19 protein-coding genes are annotated in these 19,126 nt (G+C 65.2%); 6 read left to right on the plus strand and 13 right to left on the minus strand.

All coding sequences use genetic code 11. From position 1 onward, the window contains the following. The first annotated feature begins 6 nt into the window (after window positions 1–6). The 3 genes from ACO6D5_RS12440 to ACO6D5_RS12450 all read left to right on the plus strand — a co-directional run bounded on the left by ACO6D5_RS12440 (window position 7) and on the right by ACO6D5_RS12450 (window position 3,133). On the plus strand, window positions 7–1,206 hold the full coding sequence (locus ACO6D5_RS12440) for a ribonucleotide-diphosphate reductase subunit beta (protein ID WP_315527923.1): 1,200 nt from the start codon (window positions 7–9) through the stop codon (window positions 1,204–1,206). 422 nt (window positions 1,207–1,628) lie between these two features. Continuing rightward, a complete protein-coding gene (locus ACO6D5_RS12445; RefSeq protein ID WP_485825545.1) occupies window positions 1,629–2,357 on the plus strand; it encodes a histone H1-like DNA-binding protein in 729 nt (242 codons plus the stop codon). 215 nt (window positions 2,358–2,572) lie between these two features. Continuing rightward, the gene (locus ACO6D5_RS12450; RefSeq protein WP_315527926.1) at window positions 2,573–3,133 is read left to right on the plus strand and encodes a YggT family protein; all 561 of its coding nucleotides are present in this window, start codon (window positions 2,573–2,575) and stop codon (window positions 3,131–3,133) included. Window positions 3,134–3,165: 32 nt separating this feature from the next. On the opposite strand, the gene ACO6D5_RS12455 is transcribed toward ACO6D5_RS12450, so the two are convergent. From ACO6D5_RS12455 to ACO6D5_RS12515, 13 genes are all read right to left on the minus strand, one after another. Next, the gene (locus tag ACO6D5_RS12455) at window positions 3,166–4,611 is read right to left on the minus strand and encodes a D-alanine--poly(phosphoribitol) ligase (RefSeq protein ID WP_485825546.1); all 1,446 of its coding nucleotides are present in this window, start codon (window positions 4,609–4,611) and stop codon (window positions 3,166–3,168) included. Between the two features lie 16 nt (window positions 4,612–4,627). Continuing rightward, the gene (locus tag ACO6D5_RS12460; RefSeq protein ID WP_315527930.1) at window positions 4,628–5,755 is read right to left on the minus strand and encodes an MBOAT family O-acyltransferase; all 1,128 of its coding nucleotides are present in this window, start codon (window positions 5,753–5,755) and stop codon (window positions 4,628–4,630) included. Between the two features lie 7 nt (window positions 5,756–5,762). Then, window positions 5,763–5,915 carry a hypothetical protein gene (locus ACO6D5_RS12465; protein ID WP_105559333.1) on the minus strand — a complete coding sequence of 51 codons (153 nt, stop codon included), beginning with the start codon at window positions 5,913–5,915 and terminating at the stop codon, window positions 5,763–5,765. Next, window positions 5,912–7,099 carry a D-alanyl-lipoteichoic acid biosynthesis protein DltD gene (locus tag ACO6D5_RS12470; RefSeq protein WP_485825547.1) on the minus strand — a complete coding sequence of 396 codons (1,188 nt, stop codon included), beginning with the start codon at window positions 7,097–7,099 and terminating at the stop codon, window positions 5,912–5,914. Before ACO6D5_RS12470 ends, ACO6D5_RS12465 begins: the two co-directional genes overlap by 4 nt. Next, entirely contained in the window at window positions 7,077–7,316 is a 240-nt protein-coding gene (locus ACO6D5_RS12475; protein WP_006226661.1) for an acyl carrier protein, read from the minus strand. The genes ACO6D5_RS12470 and ACO6D5_RS12475 overlap by 23 nt, the downstream gene beginning before the upstream one ends. A gap of 443 nt (window positions 7,317–7,759) precedes the next feature. Then, window positions 7,760–8,263, minus strand: a complete 504-nt coding sequence (locus ACO6D5_RS12480; protein WP_006226660.1) for an outer membrane lipoprotein — start codon at window positions 8,261–8,263, stop codon at window positions 7,760–7,762. Window positions 8,264–8,467: 204 nt separating this feature from the next. Then, window positions 8,468–9,409: a PfkB family carbohydrate kinase gene (locus tag ACO6D5_RS12485; protein WP_315527933.1), complete on the minus strand. Its 942-nt coding sequence runs from the start codon at window positions 9,407–9,409 to the stop codon at window positions 8,468–8,470. Between the two features lie 12 nt (window positions 9,410–9,421). Then, window positions 9,422–10,936 carry a DUF3426 domain-containing protein gene (locus tag ACO6D5_RS12490; RefSeq protein ID WP_485825548.1) on the minus strand — a complete coding sequence of 505 codons (1,515 nt, stop codon included), beginning with the start codon at window positions 10,934–10,936 and terminating at the stop codon, window positions 9,422–9,424. A gap of 25 nt (window positions 10,937–10,961) precedes the next feature. Further along, the gene (prmA, locus tag ACO6D5_RS12495; RefSeq protein WP_315527935.1) at window positions 10,962–11,888 is read right to left on the minus strand and encodes a 50S ribosomal protein L11 methyltransferase; all 927 of its coding nucleotides are present in this window, start codon (window positions 11,886–11,888) and stop codon (window positions 10,962–10,964) included. A 137-nt stretch (window positions 11,889–12,025) separates the two neighbouring features. Further along, window positions 12,026–13,372, minus strand: a complete 1,347-nt coding sequence (accC, locus tag ACO6D5_RS12500) for an acetyl-CoA carboxylase biotin carboxylase subunit (protein WP_006226656.1) — start codon at window positions 13,370–13,372, stop codon at window positions 12,026–12,028. Window positions 13,373–13,381: 9 nt separating this feature from the next. After that, entirely contained in the window at window positions 13,382–13,837 is a 456-nt protein-coding gene (gene accB / locus ACO6D5_RS12505; protein ID WP_006226655.1) for an acetyl-CoA carboxylase biotin carboxyl carrier protein, read from the minus strand. Window positions 13,838–13,924: 87 nt separating this feature from the next. Then, complete coding sequence (aroQ, locus tag ACO6D5_RS12510) at window positions 13,925–14,359, minus strand: type II 3-dehydroquinate dehydratase (protein ID WP_006226654.1); 435 nt, start codon at window positions 14,357–14,359, stop codon at window positions 13,925–13,927. Window positions 14,360–14,448: 89 nt separating this feature from the next. Next, window positions 14,449–14,982 (minus strand): TlpA disulfide reductase family protein, encoded by a 534-nt coding sequence (locus tag ACO6D5_RS12515; protein ID WP_315527937.1) that lies wholly within the window; start codon window positions 14,980–14,982, stop codon window positions 14,449–14,451. Between the two features lie 134 nt (window positions 14,983–15,116). Here ACO6D5_RS12515 and mpl point away from each other — a divergent pair, with 134 nt between their 5' ends. The 3 genes from mpl to ACO6D5_RS12530 all read left to right on the plus strand — a co-directional run bounded on the left by mpl (window position 15,117) and on the right by ACO6D5_RS12530 (window position 19,097). Then, window positions 15,117–16,487 carry a UDP-N-acetylmuramate:L-alanyl-gamma-D-glutamyl-meso-diaminopimelate ligase gene (gene mpl, locus ACO6D5_RS12520; RefSeq protein ID WP_485825549.1) on the plus strand — a complete coding sequence of 457 codons (1,371 nt, stop codon included), beginning with the start codon at window positions 15,117–15,119 and terminating at the stop codon, window positions 16,485–16,487. Between the two features lie 29 nt (window positions 16,488–16,516). Continuing rightward, a complete protein-coding gene (locus ACO6D5_RS12525; RefSeq protein WP_315527941.1) occupies window positions 16,517–17,119 on the plus strand; it encodes a YqiA/YcfP family alpha/beta fold hydrolase in 603 nt (200 codons plus the stop codon). A gap of 73 nt (window positions 17,120–17,192) precedes the next feature. Continuing rightward, window positions 17,193–19,097 carry a ribonuclease catalytic domain-containing protein gene (locus tag ACO6D5_RS12530; protein ID WP_485825550.1) on the plus strand — a complete coding sequence of 635 codons (1,905 nt, stop codon included), beginning with the start codon at window positions 17,193–17,195 and terminating at the stop codon, window positions 19,095–19,097. The last annotated feature ends 29 nt before the right edge of the window (window positions 19,098–19,126 follow it).

Genomic DNA, 19,126 nt, shown 5'->3' on the forward strand with positions numbered 1-19,126 from the left:
TGAATCATGATTAATTGGGAAGACGACACCCTCGCCACGCAACCTGCCAAAGCCCCCGCCCCCGCGGGCGGCGGCCAGGCTGCGCCCGACGTCCGGGCGGCGACCGGTGTATTCGGCGACACCGCCATGCCGACGCCCGCCGCGCCTGAACACGCGGCAGGCCTCGCCACCAGCGGCGCCGCCACCTCGCAACGTGTGAAGGTTGCTGACAAGCGCATCATCAACGGCGAAACCGACGTCAATCAGCTTGTGCCGTTCAAGTACAAGTGGGCGTGGGAAAAGTATTTGGCCACGTGCGCCAACCACTGGATGCCGCAAGAGATCAACATGTCGCGCGACATCGCCCTCTGGAAGAACCCGAACGGGCTCACCGAGGACGAGCGCCGCATCGTCAAGCGCAACCTGGGTTTCTTCGTCACGGCCGACTCGCTGGCCGCGAACAACATCGTGCTGGGCACCTACCGCCACATCACGGCGCCCGAATGCCGCCAGTTCCTGCTGCGCCAGGCATTTGAAGAAGCGATCCACACGCACGCCTATCAATACATCGTCGAAAGCCTGGACCTGGACGAAGCCGAGATCTTCAACGCTTACAACGAAGTTCCGTCCATCCGCGCCAAAGACGAGTTCCTGATCCCGTTCATCGACGCGATCGCGGACCCCCACTTCAAGACGGGCACGCCCGAAGCCGACCAGACGCTGCTGAAGTCGCTGATCGTCTTCGCGTGCTTGATGGAAGGCCTGTTCTTCTACGTGGGCTTCACGCAGATCCTGGCGCTTGGCCGCCAGAACAAGATGACCGGCGCCGCCGAACAGTACATGTACATCCTTCGCGATGAATCCATGCACTGCAACTTCGGCATCGACCTGATCAACACCGTCAAACTGGAAAATCCGCATCTGTGGACGCCGGAATTCCGCGAAGAAATTCGAGAACTCTTCCGCAAAGCGGTCGAACTCGAATACGCTTACGCCGAAGACACGATGCCGCGCGGCGTGTTGGGCTTGAACGCACCTATGTTCAAATCCTACCTGCGCTTCATCGCCAACCGTCGTTGCCAGCAAATCGGTATCGAACCGCTGTACCCGCAGGAAGAAAATCCCTTCCCGTGGATGGCGGAAATGATCGATCTTAAAAAGGAACGCAACTTTTTTGAAACTCGCGTGATCGAATACCAAACCGGTGGCACGCTGAGCTGGGAGTAAAAGCAGTTCGTCATCAAGCCCGACGCGGGCACGCTCCAGATTTACGGAGCGTCGCGTTCGCGACAGGCTTGATGGCACGCTCCTCGGTCAGGGTGTTTCGTCGCCGGGCTGCCTCAAGGCAAAGCCGCCCCCGCGGGGGCAGCGAGCCGAAGGCGCGGCTTGGGGACATTTCGAACACGTAGAACAAGCGGTCGGCAAGCCTGTGATCAGGCAGCCGATCGGCGCCATTTGAAATGGCTCGCGCCAAAGGAGCGGGGGCCATATCAAATGGCTGTGCCGAATTCATTAGCGCAAACCGTAGTAGCTGTTGCTCGCACAGAACAGCGGCATGCGCCGATGAATAGCCCGGGCACGGTTCGCCTTGTTGGCGAGTCGGGGCACGGGTTTAAGTTCTGGGACCCCTGAACCTAAGGAGCATGACCATGGCAACAGCCAAGAAAGCCGTAAAGAAAGCAGCGGTGAAGAAGCCCGCCGCCGCCAAGAAGGCAGTCGCGAAGAAGGCCGCACCGGCCAAGAAAGCCGCTGTCAAGAAGGTAGCTGTCAAGAAAGTCGCCGCCGCCAAGAAGCCGGCAGTGAAGAAGGTTGCCGCCAAGAAGCCGGCAGCCAAGAAGGTCGTCGCCAAGAAAGCGGTAGCCAAGAAGGCCGTCGCCAAGAAAGCGGTAGCCAAGAAGGTCGTCGCCAAGAAGGCGGTTGCCAAGAAGGCCGTCGCCAAGAAAGCGGTAGCCAAGAAGGTTGTCGCCAAGAAGGCGGTTGCCAAGAAGGCCGTCGCCAAGAAGGCCGTCGCCAAGAAAGCGGTAGCCAAGAAGGCCGTCGCCAAGAAGGCTGTTGCCAAGAAAGCGGTCGCCAAGAAGGCCCCCGCCAAAAAGGCCGCTGCCAAGAAGGCGCCTGCTGCCAAAAAGGCTCCTGCTGCCAAGAAGGCCGTAGCCAAGAAGGCCCCCGCTGCCAAGAAGGCTCCTGCTGCGAAGAAGGCTCCCGCTGCCGCCAAGCCGGCTGCTGCTGCCAAGCCCGCCGCTGCCAAGAAGCCTGCTGCCAAGAAAGCCGCTCCGAAGAAGCCCGCAACGCCTCCGTCGTCGACGGCTGCTGCCCCGGGCGCGAAGACCGCGCTGAATCCCGCCGCGTCGTGGCCGTTCCCGACGGGTGGCCGTCCGTAATCAGGACGGTTGAAGCCCTGGCTTCACCAGAGCCGCCCGGCATGCCGGGCGGCTTTTTCATGCCCTTCGACTCGCACGTGGCGGTGCCTTTTGCCGCCGAGGCGCCTGCACGGCAACGCGTCGCCCCCAAGAGGCCGCAATCGTGCACAGGGCGTACAGCGTACGGGCAACTCCCATGCGACAATTGACTCCTTCTTTTTTCGGTGAACGCGTCCATGCTCGGTGATATCTTCCGCTTTCTCCTCGAAATCGTGTTCACGCTGTTTGGCGCGGCGTTGATTGCCCGCGCCTGGATGCACGCGATCCGCCTTCACCCGTTCAACCCGCTTTCGCGCGCCATCTACCAAGCCACGAACTGGCTGGTGATGCCGCTGCGCAAGATCATTCCTGCCGGCAACAAGATCGATTGGACGAGCCTGGTCGCGACCTGGCTGGCCGCGCTGGCCTACATCGTGCTGATCTGGCTGGTGTCCATCGGGGCGCTGATTCCCGCCGCGCTGCTGCCTGCGGCCATGGGCTCGGCCCTGCTGATGGCCGTCAAGTGGGCGCTGAACCTGGTGGTGTGGCTGACGCTGATCCAGGCCGTGCTGTCGTGGGTCAACCCGATGGCGCCCATGATGCCGCTGCTGCAATCGCTGACGGCGCCCATGCTGGACCCCATCCGCCGCCTGCTGCCGCGCACGGCCATCGACTTTTCGCCTCTGGTGCTGCTGATCGTGGCGCAGGTGCTGCTGATGGTGCTGAACAACCTCAGCCAACGCATGATGGGGCTGTAGGACAGCGGGGCCTCGCGCCCCGCTCCTGATCGCTACGCCGGGATGCCGGCGTAGATCTCGACCAGCTTCTTGCGGTCGATCTTGTGGTTGTTCGACATCGGCAACGCCGGGCAGGCCACCAGTTCAGACGGCACCATATAGGGCGGCAACCGCTGGGCCAGCCGCGCTTTCCAGCCGGCCAAAGCGTCCGGCGCCAAAAGACGGGCCTCCGCCGCCTCAGCCGCCCCCGCCACGAAACCAATCAAACGCACCGCCGTGCCGTCCGGCCGGCGCAGGACCGCGCACGCGCCGCCTTCCACGCCGGGCAGGCCGTGCAGGGCCTCGTCGATCTCCGCCAGTTCGATGCGATAGCCGTTCAGCTTGATCTGGTCGTCCATGCGGCCGCGGCAGAACAGCAGGCCGCCCTCTTCCATCTGCCCCAGGTCGCCCGTGCGGAATGCGCGGCGGCCGTCGGCGTAGGTGTAGAGCTTGGCCTCGTTCAGGTCGGGACGGTTCAGGTAGCCGCGCATGACGTGGTCGCCCACGATGCAGATCTCGCCTTCGTCCACGATCAGCACGCTGTCGGGCTTGGCATGCCCCACGGGCAGCGGGTCGTGCGCGGCCAGGACGGCGTCGGTGACCTCGATCCAGGTGGTGGCGACCGTGGCTTCGGTGGGGCCGTAGGTATTCAGGATGACGGCGCCGGGGAAGCGCTGGCGCAGCTTCTTGGCCAGCGCCGAAGGCAGCGGCTCGCCGCAGAACAGGAAGGTGCGCAACAGCGGCAAGGTGGCCGGCGAGAAATCGCGGTTGGCCAGTTGCTGGTGCGCGAACGACGGGGTCGACACCCACACCGTCACGCCGTGCTCGGCCAGGCGGGGCATCCAGGTGCCCGCCGACGCGATCTGTTCCCGGGCGTTCAGCACGCAAGCGCCGCCCGAGGCCAGCGTGGCGAAAACCTCGTACATGGACAAGTCGAAGCTGAACGGCGCCTGGTTCATGAACACGGGCGCATCGCCCAAGCCGAAGCTGCCCAGCATCCAGTCGCCCAGCAGGCCGACGCTTTCGCGGCCGATCTGCACGCCCTTCGGGTCGCCCGTGCTGCCGGACGTGAACATGACATAGGCCAGCCCGCGCTCGGCCAATTCGGCGCCCTCGCCCGGCGTGAACGTGCCGGAGGCGGCGTCGTAGACCGCTGCGGCGCGGACGATCTCGACGATGCGGCGCAGACGCTCGGCCGGGTAGATGGTATCCACCGGCACGAACGGCGCGCCGATCAGCAAGGCGCCGACCATTGCGACGAAGAACGAGGCTTCCTTGTGCCCGTAGATGGCCACGGGCACATCCGGGGCCGCGCCGTTCTTGCGGGCCGCATCGGCCCAGGCGGCCGCCTCGGCGCGCAATTGCGCCCAGGTAAGGCTGCGGTCGGCGGCGGCGACGGCCAGCGCGTCGGGCGCCACGTCCGTGTCGACGAATTGGAAGGACTTCAGATCGAAACGCATGCCGAAACTCCCGGCGTCAGATGGGGCTGCGGCCGCTGAACACGTACAGCGCCAGCGCGGCCAGGATCAAGGTAAGCACGCGGCCCAGGAAGCGCATGACGGGCTGCGCCAAGGCGGCCTGCAACGCGGGACGGGTGCGCGAGGCGTTGATCAGCAGGTTGTGGCCCACCGAATACGCGCCGAACATCAGGCCGCTGACGATGTAGTGCAGCGACAGGCCGTTCCACACGCCCATGGCCAGCAACGTCGCGAAGATGCCGATGTTCTGTGCCGCCATGCGATGGCGGCCGAAGAACTTGGTCTTGCTCAGCGCCTTGTAGATCGGCATGAACACCACGTCGCGCAGCCACTCCGACAGGCTGATGTGCCAGCGGCGCCAGAAGTCCTGCGGATTGAGCGTCGCCAGCGGATTGCGGAAGTTGATCGGCAGCGTGAAGCCGAACAGCATGCCGATACCGATCGCCATCGTCGAATAGCCGGCGAAGTCGAAGAACAGGTAGGCGCTGTAGAGCGACGCGTTCAACGCGACGCCGGTGAACGAGTAGTCGTGCGCGTCCAGCGTGGACAGGCCGTAGCGCCAGATCAGTTCGGCCAGGCCGAACTTCTGGATCACGCCCAGCATGATCAGCTCCAGGCCCGTGAGCCAGGTGTTCAGGTTCACGCCTTCGTAGCCGCGCTTCAGGTCCGCCTGGAAATTGCGCCAGCGGTACATCGGGCCGGCCAGCAGCGTCAGCGGGAAGAAGAGATAGATGAAGTAGTCCAGCGGCGACACGCGTTCGTTGCGCTGCGCGAAGAGCAGCACGTCGATGGCGCGGAAGGTGGCGAACGACAATCCCAGCATCGCGCCCAGGTGCGACACGCCGGTCTTGACCAGCAGCAGCGGCGTCATCGTGATGATGACCGCCAGCCACGTGGGGATGTAGTTGCGGCGCACGGCCCACAGCGCGCTGCCCGAAATGGCCAGCAGCGCGATGGGCTGATAGGGGCGCGCCCAGAACACCGCCATCCACACGCCCAGGCAGATCACGCCGATGATGTGGCGGTAGCCGATACGCAACGGCATGCCGAACGAGCGGTACGCCAACAGGCCAAGGCCCCCGAACAGGGCCCCGCCGAAAAAGCTCAAGCTTGCGAACAATTCCATGGCGCGGTCAGAACTGTTGGTATTGGAATTCGACCTTGATCGGTCCGCCGCTGCCCGTGGTGGGCTGCGCCTGCAGCACGAACACCAGGATCACCCCGATGTACAGGCAAAGATGCCAAAAGAAGCGGCGCCCGGCGCCCTCTTTGCGAAAGAATTTCATCGGGAAAAGTACTCCGCAATGCCTTGGTCCGCCATCGCCCAGCCGAGTTCGGCCAGATGCATGTCGTCGCGCACCATGCCGGGTTCGAACGGGATGCTGTAGAGATCCAGGCAACCCATCTGATACCGCTGGCACATGCCCGTAATGGCAGCCACCACCGGATCGAATCGCTCGACGTCCAGGATGAGCTTGGGATTGAACGGCTGAATGACGAAATACGCCTTCACCTTGCGCTTTTGCAGCAAGGCCATGACGCGCGACAGGTCACCCAGCTCGGTGCGGGTGATCGGGTCCACGTCGGCGAACTCGTTGCGCGCCGGCGAATACAGCGACGCCAGGTACTGCTTGTAGTAGTCGTCGCGGACATCGTAGGGATTGTTGCTGCCCAGCCCGCGTTCGACTTCACGCGCCTCGTGCGTCAGCCGGCCCCACTGCCCTTCGTTCAGGCGGGCGGACGACGGCCAGGACACGAACCGGTGCGCCGGCACGGACAGCTTGCTGCGCGGACGGTCAGGCGCCGGCTCTTTGCGGGCGTGCCACCACAGCGACACCTTGTCCTTGAGCTCGGCCACCTGGCCATTGGCGATCAGCCACAGCAATCCCCAGTTGGCGTTGTCGCTGATCCAGTTCTGCATCTGTTCGCGCGTGTTCGGCTGGTCCCACAGGCGGTCCCAGACCGGGCCCGTCACGTGTTCGGCGAACGCGCTGCGCGGCAACTGGCCGCCCGAGGCGAACCAGGCGGGCGACACCATGATCACCAGCCGCGTGTTCGGCGTCAGCGAATCCGCGACGGATTCCAGCACGCTGACGATGCCGTAGGACTGGAACATGGCGTGGCCGTAGGCCAGCGTCGGCACCTTCAGTTCTTCGGGGAAGAAGCGGTAAGGCACGAAGCGCAGGTCATGGCTGGACAGCTCGGACGACCCCAGCACGACCAGCGTGCCATCGCTCAGGGCGTTGCCCAGGCGATTCAGGTTGACGTGCTGCGTGCCCCAGTCCGGTCCCAGATTGGGCAGGTAGTTGCTCTTGTCGGCAGCGGCCGCAGCCGGAGACGACACCGGCGTCACGATGCGGCTGAGCAAGTCATCCGCGCCGCAGTACGCCCCGAACGCCAGTGCCACGGCGGTCGCGGCGGCCGCGACATGGGACCACAACTGCGAATTACGAAGTATGGGCAGCGACATAGCCGGCAAGCGTACGGACCGACTGGAGGTGCTCGGCGATCTCGGGAGCCGGGATGCTGCAACCGTACTCGGACTCGACGGCCAGCGTGATGTCCACCGCAGCCAGGGAATCAACCAGGCCAGTGGCAATCAACTGCGTATCGGGGGTGACTTTCTTCATGACGATCGACTCGACGATCTCGCCGATCTTGGTGTGGAGTTCTTGCTCGGTATGCATAGATAGTGCAGGTTGCCTCGTCGGCAAAACATCCCCATCCCCTGGGATTCAGGTAGACGAGAATACAGAAAAATGCTGAAGCTCAACTGACGGTTCCAGCGATCCAGACCGGCATCAGGATGCACTTGGTTACATCAAAATCGAATCGCGATGCCGATCGCAGGCGCAATCATTGCACTTTGGCCGTTGAATCGCCATGAAACTTTTGGGGTAAATCGCGAGAAAAGGCTGGCAAACGTAACGCCTGCGGGTAAATACCGGGTGCTGCGTTGCGGCAGAACGACAGATTCTGCCGGTATCCCGGCTTCTGTTCGCCTCGGCCCCAATTTCCGTGGGCGGATTTTCGGGCAGAAAACCTGCGGCCGGAAACGGGCCCCCGCCCCGCTGGATACATGCGAAAAAAAAGCCCGCTTGCGCGGGCTTTTCTACGGCCTTGCCGACGATCACATCGGCGTGACGCGAGTCGGGCCCGAACCGCTGATCACCTGGACGCGTTGGCCCACGCTGACCGGCACGTCGGCTTCCTGGGCGACCACACGGGTTTCGCCGTTATCCAGGCGTACGGTGATTTCATAGCCGGAATTCTTGCCGACCTGGTTCTCCACGGCGTTGCCCGCCAGTGCGCCCAGGATGGCGCCGCCGACGGTGGCGATGGTGCGGCCCGTGCCGCCCCCGATCGCGTTACCCGCCACGCCGCCCAGTGCGCCGCCGGCCAACATGCCGACACCGCTGGATTTGTCGTTCTGGATCACGATCGGGCGAACGCCCGTGACCGTGCCGGTACGGACGATCTGCTCACGCTGGGCTTGGTCATAGCTATAGACGCCGCTGGACGCGCTGCGATTGGCGCAGCCACCCAGGACAGCCATCGACGTCACGACGGCTGCGATGGCCAACCACCGGCCAGTACGCGGCGTCACCAGGGAAAGAGATTTGCTTTGGTTCATTTGGACTCCTCGATCGGGCACTGCCGACGATGCTTGATCATACTCCGCCGGGAAGAAGCGGCACTCGCGGCTGCAACACACTGAAACTCACAGCCAAAAGCGGAAAACAGCATCTGAATGCGGCAGCCGCCAGGCCGCCGACCTTCAAAAACGCGATGAGTTCGACCGCATTCCCGCCTTGCGGTTCCCGGCGAGCGCAGGGATTCAAGCCGGCAGATGGATGCCGTAGGTCGCGTGCAGCACGGCGTCGATGTCCGCGCGCGACGGCGCGTGGTTTTGCGGGCCGCGCGATGCGATCTTGATGGCGCCCATGACGTTGCCCAGGCGGCAGCTGTCTTCCCAGCTCCAGCCGCTGGTCAGGCCATAGAGCAGGCCGCCGCGCTGGGCGTCGCCGCAACCCGTCGGGTCCACGACCTGCGAGGCGCGCACCGGTCCGATCTGGATGGTCTTGCCATCGGTGTACAACGTCGCGCCTTCGGCGCCGCGCGTCACCACCACGGCTTGAAGCGTGGAGGCGATGTCGGCCACGCTGCGGCCGGTGCGCTGTTCGACGATGCCCGCTTCGTAATCGTTGACGGTCAACGCCTGCGCCAGCTTGAGCATGCGCTCCAGGTCGGCGCCGTCGAACAAGGGCATGGCCTGGCCCAGATCGAAGATGAACGGAATGCCGCGGCGGTGCAGGCGTTCGGCATGCGCGAACATGCCTTCCTTGGCATCCGGCGCCACGATGGCCCAGGCCGCGTCGGCGTCGCTCAAATCGTTGTCCGCGGCGAACGACATGGCGCCCGGGTGGAAGGCGGTGATCTGGTTGTCGTCCAGGTCGGTCGTGATGAAGCACTGCGCCGTGAAGGTATCGGGGATGACCTTGACGCGGCGGGTGTCGATGCCCAGGCCCGCCAGGCGTTCCATGTATTCACCGGCGTCTTCGCCCACCGTCGCCACCGGCACGGGATTGCCGCCCAGCAGGTTCATGTTGTAGGCGATGTTGCCGGAGCAGCCGCCGTATTCCTTGCGCATGCTGGGCACCAGGAAGGACACGCTGAGCGATTGGATGCGATCAGCAAGAATGTGCTCTTTGAAACGGCCTTCAAACACGGCAATCGTGTCGAACGCCATCGAGCCGCAAACCAGTACGGGGGTTGCCATGATGGTCATCCTTTAAGGAAAGAATTTATCGAGTTGGTAGCCATTGACCTGGACACCGGTCACTTCAATGGGCACGGAAATCTTGAGCTCGCCAGCCGGGCCGAACGGACCGCTCAACTGTTCAGGCGTCAGGTAGTTTTCGGGCATCAGCACTTTGCGCACCACCACCGTGTCCGACAGGTCGGTCAGGTCCAGCACCAAGGCGGGCCAATGTTGCGGCTTGTCGTAGCGGTTGCGCAGCACCAGGTTCAGTACCAGGCGGCTGCGGCCATCGTCGATCGCCGCGGCGCCGGGCGGTGGCTGCAGCGACGACGAGGAAATCGCGATGCGCTCAAGGCGCCGGGCGTAACCGACCGTGCAGCCCAGCGGCTTGCAGGCGACCTCGAGCACCGGCCGCAGGACCGGCACGGAATTGGCGATGTCGGTGCGGTAGGCATACACCAGTTGCAGGCCCAGCGCGATCAAGCCCAGCAGGCAGGCGTAGCCCCACACTTTGCGCATGAGGCCGCGACGTTCCTGGCGGTCCTGGTCCAGGAACTCGGGCGGCGCGCGGCCCACATCGGTGGCGCTTGAGTAGCGGGTGCGGGTTTCGCCCAGGACCGGCTCGCGTGCGTCGTCGTCTTCGGACTCGTCGTCGTCATCGCCATCGTCGCGGATGCGGTGATGGCGTGGAGGGGCGCCGCCGTGTTCGTCGCGATGGTCGCCCCAGCGGTCGTCGGAGAGGTCGTCAGGGCGATCGTCTTCAAGGTCGTGATCGTCTTCGTCGTCGCGGGCGGCGAAGGTCGGTTCGGCTGGCGCGGCGCCGCGTCGGCGGGCGTCCCAATCGATGACCGGCTCCGTGGCGCGCGACGCGATGATGGGTTCGCTGCGCAAGGGCGGCTCTCCGCGCGGCGCGGGCTCGCGCAGCGGCGGGCGGGCGAAGGCGGCGTGGCGGGCACTGTCACGCAGATCGCTGTCGTCCCCGCCTTCGTCGTCGGCATCCTCCTCGGGTAGATCCGCTTCGGGCTCGACGCGTTGACGGATGGCTTCGCGTCCGCGCAACACGGCCGGCGGCACGGCGGGTGCGGCAGGCGTAGCGGGCGCGACGGCCGGCGGGGAAGCAGGAATCGGCGCAGGCCCGAACGGTGGACGAGGCGCCGGCGGAGCCGCAATGGGCTCGTCTTCCCACGGGGCGATCTGGCGAGGCGGCTCCGCGGACGGGCGCGACAGCGGCGGTGGCGGCTCCACAGGCGGCGGTGACGCCGGAACAGGGCGCGGCGGCGCCGGGGCGACGACGGGCTCAGTGGGCGCGACGGGCGGCGTCGCCAGCACCGGCGCGGCCGCCGCCGCAGCGGGAGGCACCACCGGGGGCATGGTCGGAACGGCCGGCGGCGTCGCCGGCGCGCCGGTCTCCGGCAGCAGGCAGGCCCGGCCATCGAAGACCGTCGAGCATGCGCCGCAGCGCACCAGGCCATTGCGGACCCGGAGCTGGTCAGGCACCACCTTGAACGAGGTGCCGCACTGGGGGCAGCGGGTGGTCAGAGCCATGTGTCGCGATCCTGCCGAACGGCGCTCAGGCCTTCTGGCCGTGCAGGCACACCCAGCCGTCGCGCGCGCGCCAGACCGACATGGCGATCCAGGGCGCATAGGCGGCGGCCACTTCTTCGGCCTGACGTTCCAGCACGCCAGACAGCACCAGATGGCCGCCCGCGGCAACGCGGCCGGCCAGCATCGGTGCCAGCACCTTCAGCGGATTGGACAAGATGTTGGCGACGACGACCTGGAAGGTGCCGTCGGCCAGCGCGTCCGGCAACATCGCCTGCAGTTCGACGCCGTTGACCTCGGCGTTGTAGGCGGTGCTTTGCACGGCCTGCGCATCGATGTCCACCGCCAGCGTCGGGCCCGCGCCCAGTTTGCGCGCGGCAATCGCCAGAATGCCCGAGCCGCAACCGTAATCCAGCAAGGTGGCGCCGGCCGGCAGCTCGGCTTCCAGCCATGCCAGGCACAGGTGCGTCGTGGGGTGGCTGCCCGTGCCGAAGGCCAGGCCGGGATCCAGTTCGATATGGATCGCGCCGTCGCCCGTGGCGGCCGGATCGAAGCCGGGCACCTCAGGGCTGTCGCGGTGCCAGCTCGGCACGATCCAGAGGCGTTCGGCGATGTGGATGGGGCCGAATTGCGATTGCGTCAGGCGCACCCAGTCGGCATCGGGAACGTCGCGCAGGCTCCAGCCGGCGAACAGCGCCGGATCCAGTTCGCCCGCCGCGGCGGCCTCTTCCATGATCTGCGCGGGATCGGCTCCGTCGGGCAGCAAGGCGACGACGCGGTTGCGGTCCCAGGCCTGCACGTCGGGCTCGGTGCCGGGCTCGCCGAACAGGGGACGTTCGTCGTCCGTGCCGAAGTCGGCGTCTTCCACGGAGACGGACAGCACGCCCGCTTCCAGCAGCGCATCCGACAAGGCTTCGGCCTGCGCCTCTAGGCAATGGAGCACGAGTTCACGCATGATTATTCTTCCATCTGGTCATCGGGCCGCGGCTGATGCCGCGGCCCGATGACCGTAAACAATTAAAAAAGCCCCTGCTGGGGTTGCCTGGGGTAGGCCCAAAGGCAAAAAGGGGCCGTGAGGCCCCTAGTGGTCGGTCAGGGACGCTGAGCCAACTTGTTTTCCAGATAGTGGATGCTGGTGCCGCCTTCGATGAAGCGGGCGTCCTGCAGCAGTTCGCGATGCAGCGGGATGTTGGTCGAAATGCCTTCCACCACCATTTCCGACAGCGCGATGCGCATACGGGCCAGCGCCTGGTCCCGCGTGTCGCCGTACGTGATGACCTTGGCGATCATCGAATCGTAGTTCGGCGGCACGAAGTAGCCGTTGTAGGCATGCGAATCGATACGCACGCCCGGACCGCCCGGCGTGTGCCAGTTCGTGATGCGGCCGGGGCTGGGCACGAAGCGGAAAGGATCTTCCGCGTTGATGCGGCATTCGATCGCGTGGCCCTTGAACTGCACGTCGCGCTGGCGCAGCGTGAACTTCTCGCCTGCGGCGACCAGGATCTGCTGCTGCACGAGGTCGATGCCGGTGATCAGTTCGGTGACCGGGTGTTCGACCTGGATGCGGGTGTTCATTTCAATGAAATAGAACTCGCCGTTCTCGAACAGGAATTCGAACGTGCCGGCGCCGCGATAGCCCATCTTGCGGCAAGCGTCGGCGCAACGGTCGCCAATACGCTCGATCGCGCGGCGCGGGATGCCCGGGGCCGGCGCTTCTTCGATGACTTTCTGGTGGCGGCGCTGCATGGAGCAGTCGCGCTCGCCCAGCCAGACGGCGTTGCGCCCGCCATCGGCCAGCACCTGGATTTCCACATGGCGAGGGTTCTCGAGGAACTTCTCCATATAGACTTCCGGGTTGTTGAACGCGGCGCCCGCTTCCGAACGCGTCATGGTGACGGCGTTCAACAGCGCGGCCTCGGTGTACACCACGCGCATGCCGCGGCCACCGCCGCCGCCTGCTGCCTTGATGATGACCGGATAACCGACTTCGCGCGCAATGCGGATGATTTCCTGCGGATCTTCGGGCAACGCGCCCTCGGAACCCGGCACCACCGGCACGCCCGCTTCGATCATGGCGCGCTTGGCGCTGACCTTGTCGCCCATCAGGCGAATGGTGTCGGGACGCGGACCGATGAAGACGAAGCCACTCTTTTCGACGCGATCGGCGAAGTCGGCATTTTCGGACAAGAACCCGTAACCCGGGTGGATTGCCTCGGAATCCGTAACTTCGGCCGCCGAAATGATGGCCGGCATGTTCAGGTAGCTGTCACGCGACGGCGCGGGCCCGATGCACACGGATTCATCGGCCAGGCGCACGTACTTGGCTTCGCGGTCAGCCTCGGAGTGCACGACCACGGTTTTGATGCCCAGCTCACGGCAAGCGCGCTGAATGCGCAGGGCGATTTCGCCCCGATTGGCGATCAGGATTTTTTCGAACATTTTCAGCTATCAGCCAATGACGAACAGGGGTTGACCGTACTCGACGGGCTCACCGTTTTCGACCAGGATTTCTTTGATGACGCCGGACTTGTCGGCTTCGATTTCATTGAGCAGCTTCATGGCTTCAATGATGCACAGCGGATCGCCTTCCTTGACGGTGGCGCCCACGTCGATGAACGGGGCGGCGCCCGGGTTCGGCGAACGGTAGAACGTGCCGACCATCGGCGCCTTCACGACATGGCCCTGGATGACCGGGGCGGCTTCGGCGGCCGGGGCGGCAGGTGCCGCGGCCGGAGCCACCGGTGCGGCGTGCGCGCCGGCTTCGGGCTGGTGGTAAGCCACCGGCTGCAAGGTCTGCGAGAACTTGACGATGCGTACCTTGCCTTCGCCTTCGGTGATTTCCAGCTCGGCGATACCCGATTCAGCCACCAGGTCGATCAGGGTTTTGAGTTTTCGAAGGTCCATAGAAGCTGCTTCCCGAGATAGTGTCGACGACGTCCCAGCGTGGGGTCCGCGCCGTATAAGATGTAAAAGCTGTGAGTTGGTGCGAGATCAGTGCCGCACTGCGTAACGCAGAGCCGCCTCGTAGCCGTCCGCGCCGAGGCCGCTGATAAGGCCTATCGCCAAATCGGACAGATAAGAGTGATGCCTGAAGGGCTCTCGCTTATACAGATTGGACAAATGTACTTCAATAAATGGGATCGCGACCCCAGCCAGCGCATCGCGAATTGCGACGCTGGTGTGCGTATATGCCGCCGCGTTGATGATGATGAAGTCCGTGCCGTCTTGCCGGGCCGCCTGAATGCGGTCAACCAGCGCACCTTCGTGATTGCCTTGCCAAGCAGTCAGCTTGGCGCCCAATTCGCCTGCAAGCAGTTCCAGGCGCTCATTGATCTGGGGCAGGGTCAGACTGCCGTAGATATGAGGTTCCCGGGTGCCAAGCAGGTTCAGGTTCGGGCCATGCAATACCAGTATGTTTTGCGCCATGCGCTTGCCAATGAGTGGATTGCCAATTGTTGGCAAAACAGCCGATAAACCAGCTTTTTACGCCAATTCCTACTATTTGTCCAACAGACTTACGCCTTCAAACCAGAAAGGGTTTGGCTAAGGTCATCCGGCTGAATTTCACCCAATATCTTCCGGTTAATTCCGCCATCGGCGTTGAACACGATGGTAAAAGGCAGCCCGCCACTGGGGTTTCCGAGCTTGCGCAGGGTATCGATCGCCCCGGCGCCGATCACCCACAGCGGGTAGGAAACTTGCACTTTCTCGACAAATTTTTGCATATTCGCCGCCGAATCGACACCGATGCCGACAAAACGGACGTGCGGGTATTTTTTCTGCAAGGCGTCGAGTTCCGGCATTTCCCTGACGCAAGGCGCGCACCAGGTTGCCCAGAAGTTGACCACGATCGGCTGCCCCTTCCAGCCGGCCAGCGACTGCGTCGCGCCGTTCAGGTCAGGCATCTGCAATTGCATCAGTCCGGCCACGGGATCGCCCGCCTCGGCCGGCGCTGCGGGGTTCTGGGACTTGCGGCCCAGCAAGGTCAAGCCGCCCGCAACCGTGGCGGCAACCGCCACGCCGGCGGAAAGAAGTAGGCGTCGATTCATGGCGCGATCATAACCGCTGCCGCTGTTTTTTGTCGTCGGGCGGGCCAGAGACGAAAACCGCCGCTCTCGGGGCAAACCCACGCGCAGGGAACGCGGGTCCGCTATATATACAATGCAGGACAGGAGAGTTTTCAATGCACCTGCACATTCTTGGCATCTGCGGTACGTTCATGGGTGGCCTGGCGCTGATCGCGCGGGCCGCCGGACACAAGGTCACTGGTTGCGACGCGGGCGTGTACCCGCCCATGAGCACGCAGCTGTCCGAACAGGGGATCGAACTGATCGAAGGCTTCGGCGTCGAGCAGATGGCGCTCAAGCCAGACCTGTACGTGATCGGCAACGTGGTCAGCCGCGGCAACCCGCTGATGGAAGCCATCCTGGAGTCGGGCGCGCGTTACGTGTCCGGTCCGCAATGGCTGGGCGACAACGTCCTGCCCGGCCAGCACGTGCTGGCGGTGGCGGGCACCCATGGCAAGACCACCACCAGCTCGATGCTGGCGTGGATGCTGGAAGCCACCGGCCTGGCGCCCAACTTCCTGATCGGCGGCGTGGCGCAGGACCTGCACGTGTCGGCCCGCTACGACCCGGCGCGCCGCCCCTTCGTGATCGAGGCGGACGAATACGACACGGCGTTCTTCGACAAGCGCTCCAAGTTTGTCCATTACCGCCCGCGCACCGCCATCCTGAACAACCTGGAATACGACCACGCCGACATCTTCCCCGATCTGGCGGCGATCGAGACCCAATTCCACCACTTGGTGCGCACCATTCCCGGCTCCGGCCGCATCGTGCGTCCGGCCCATTCCGACGCGCTTGACCGCGTGATTGCCCGCGGATGCTGGTCGGAAACCGTCACGTTCGGCGCCGATGGCGCCTGGCAGGCCACCCCGCCCGATGCCGAGGGCGCGTTCGGCGTGCTGCGCAACGGCGTGGCGGCCGGCACCGTGCGCTGGAACCTGACGGGCGAGCACAACCGCATGAACGCGCTGGCGGCGCTGGCCGCGGCCGAGCATGTCGGCGTGCCCGCTGAACAGGGCATCGACGCCCTGACCCGCTTTGCCGGGGTCAAGCGGCGCATGGAGCTGCGCGGCACCGTCAATGGCGTGAAGGTCTACGACGATTTCGCCCACCACCCCACCGCCATCGCCACTACCCTGGAAGGGCTGCGCCGCCAGGTCGGATCGGCGCGCATCCTGGCGGTGCTTGAACCCCGATCCAACACCATGAAGCTGGGCACGATGGCCGCCCGCCTGCCCGAGGCGCTGGCCGACGCCGACCTGGTGTTCTGCTTCGGCGCGCACAGCGGCAAGCATGCGCTGGGCTGGAACCCGGCCGACGTCCTGGCGCCCCTGGGCGACCGGGCTTCCAGTTACGATGACATCGGCGCGCTCGTTGCGGCCGTGACCGCCGCCGCCCGCCCGGGCGACCAGGTGCTGGTCATGAGCAATGGCGGCTTTGGCGGCATCCACGGCAAGCTGCTGGACGCCTTGCAGGCACGCGGCTGAACGGCGGACCGCTACCGGACGAGCACGAAATGATTCTCTACCTGCACGGATTTCGCTCCTCGCCCACCTCGATGAAGGCCCGGATGATGGCCGACGCCATGGCCCAGCTTGGGCTGGCCGCCGATTGGGCCTGCCCGCAGTTGCCCGCCAGCCCCCGGGAAGCGATCGACCTGGCCATGGGCATCGCCCGGCGCCAGCTGGAAGGCGCCGACAGCCCCCGCGCCCTGACCGTGATCGGCTCTTCGCTGGGCGGGTTCTACGCCACGTGGCTGGCCGAGCAACTGGGCTGCAAGGCGGTCCTGCTGAACCCGGCCGTGGAGGCCGCGCGCGACCTGGCCACCCAGGTCGGCGAACACCACATGTATCATTCCGACGCGCCGTTCGTCTTCTTGCCCGAATATGTGGACGAACTGGCGGCCATCCATGCCCCTCGCATCACGCAGCCTGACCGGTACTTCCTGGTGGCGGCGACCGGCGACGAGGTGCTGGATTGGCATGAAATGCGCGATCGCTACGCGGGTTGCCGCCAGCGTATCGTGCAGGGTAGCGACCACGGTTTATCCGATTTCGCGCAATGGATGCCCGAGGTGCTTGAATTTGCCCTTGGCGCCAGACAGGTTCGCCCCCAATAATCAGTACCAGACCTCAACACTCTATATAGCTGCGCAAGGCGGCGCGTGCGCGCCGCCCAGGACGATCCCCACCATGTATGTGTTTTACGAAGACGACGGCAGCTTCAAGGCCGGCAATATCCTGTCCGAGACCGACGCCAGCCTGCAGGTGGAGTCGGAGTCGGGCAAGCGCAGCAAGATCAAGCGCGCCAACACCCTGTTCAATTTCGCGTCGCCCGAGCCGGCGGCGCTGATGAGCCAGGCGGCCGCGGCCGCCGAGGCCCTGGACCTGCAATTCCTGTGGGAATGCGCGCCTCAGGAAGAATTCGACACGCCCGCCCTGGCCGCCGACTACTTCGGCCACGCCCCCACGCCCGTGGAGCAAGCCGCTTTGCTGATGCGCCTGCATGGCGCGCCGGCGTACTTCCATCGCCGCGGCAAGGGCCGCTACCGCCCTGCCCCGCCCGATATCCTGGCCGCCGCCCTGGCCGCGCTGGACAAGAAGCAGCGCCAGGCCGAGCAGCAGCAGGAATGGGTGGACGAGATGGCCGCCGGGCGCCTGCCCGAACCCATCGCCCAGGCCGCCGAGTCCCTGCTGATCCGCCCGGACAAGAACACGCAGCAATGGAAGGCCCTGGACGCGGCCTGCGCGAAGCTGGGCAAGACGCCGGACCGCCTGCTGCTCGAGCTGGGCGCCTGGCCGCACGCGCTGGCCTTGCACAAGCGCCGCTTCCTGGCGGTGAACTTCCCGCGCGGGCTGGCTTTCCCCGACCTGGAACTGCCGCCCGTCGACCGCGAACTGCCGCTGTCGGACGCCGAGATCTATTCGGTGGACGATGTCACCACCACCGAAATCGATGACGCGCTGTCCGTCACGGAGCTGCCCGACGGGCGCCTGCGCGTGGGCGTGCACGTGGCCGCCCCCGGCCTGACCGTGACCCGCGACAGCGAGTTCGACAAGCTGGCCCGCGCCCGCCTGTCCACGGTCTACATGCCGGGCGACAAGATCCCGATGCAGCCGGACAACGTCATCAAGGCGTTCTCGCTGGATGCCGGCCGCGAAGTGCCGGTGCTGTCGCTGTATGTCGTGGCCGACCCGGAGACGGGCGAGATCTTCGAATCCGAAACGCGCCTTGAGCGCGTGGTGGTGCGCGAGAACCTGCGCCACAACATGCTGGATGCGCAGGTCACGGAGGCCAGCCTGGCCGATCCGACGGCGGACATGCCGTACGGCCACTGGCTGCGCCCCCTGTGGAAACTGGCCCAGGCGCTGTCCGCGCAACGCGAGAAGGTGCGCGGCAAGCCCGAGAACAATTCGCGGGTGGAATACAGCTTCTATCTGGACGGCAACCCGGACGACCCGGACACGCCCGTGCGCCTGGTGCCCCGCCAGCGCAACGCGCCGCTGGACCGGATGGTGGCCGAATACATGATCCTGGCCAACAACCAGTGGGGCGGCTTGCTGCACCAGCACGGCGTGCCGGGCATCTACCGTTCGCAACAGGCGGGCCGCGTGCGCATGAGCACGCAGGCGCTGCCGCACGAGGCTATCGGCGTGCCGCAATACGCCTGGAGCACGTCGCCGCTGCGCCGCTATGTCGACCTGGTCAACCAATGGCAACTGATCGCCGCCGTGGAGCACGGCGTGTCGGCCCGCCTGGTGGCCCCGTTCAAGCCGCGCGACGCGGACCTCTTCGCGATCATCGGCGCGTTCGACGCGCAGTACGCGGCGTGGGCGGAGTTCCAGAGCGCGATGGAGCGCTACTGGTGCCTGCGCTGGCTGAAGCAACACGGCGTGACCCGCACGGTGGCGCACGTGTTGCGCGACGACCTGGTGCGGTTCGCGAATGCGCCGCTGGTGACCCGGGTGGGCGGAATGCCCGAGTTGGAGCGCGGGACTGCCGTGGAAATCGATATCCTGGGGATGGACGAGTTGAGTCTGGAACTGGATTGCCGGTATCTGGGGGAAGTGAGTCCGGCTGCGGGATCTGAGGAGTAGCTTCGTCGGCGTGGTGACTGAGGTTGCCT

The sequence above is a fragment of the Achromobacter sp. genome (assembly GCF_057314935.1).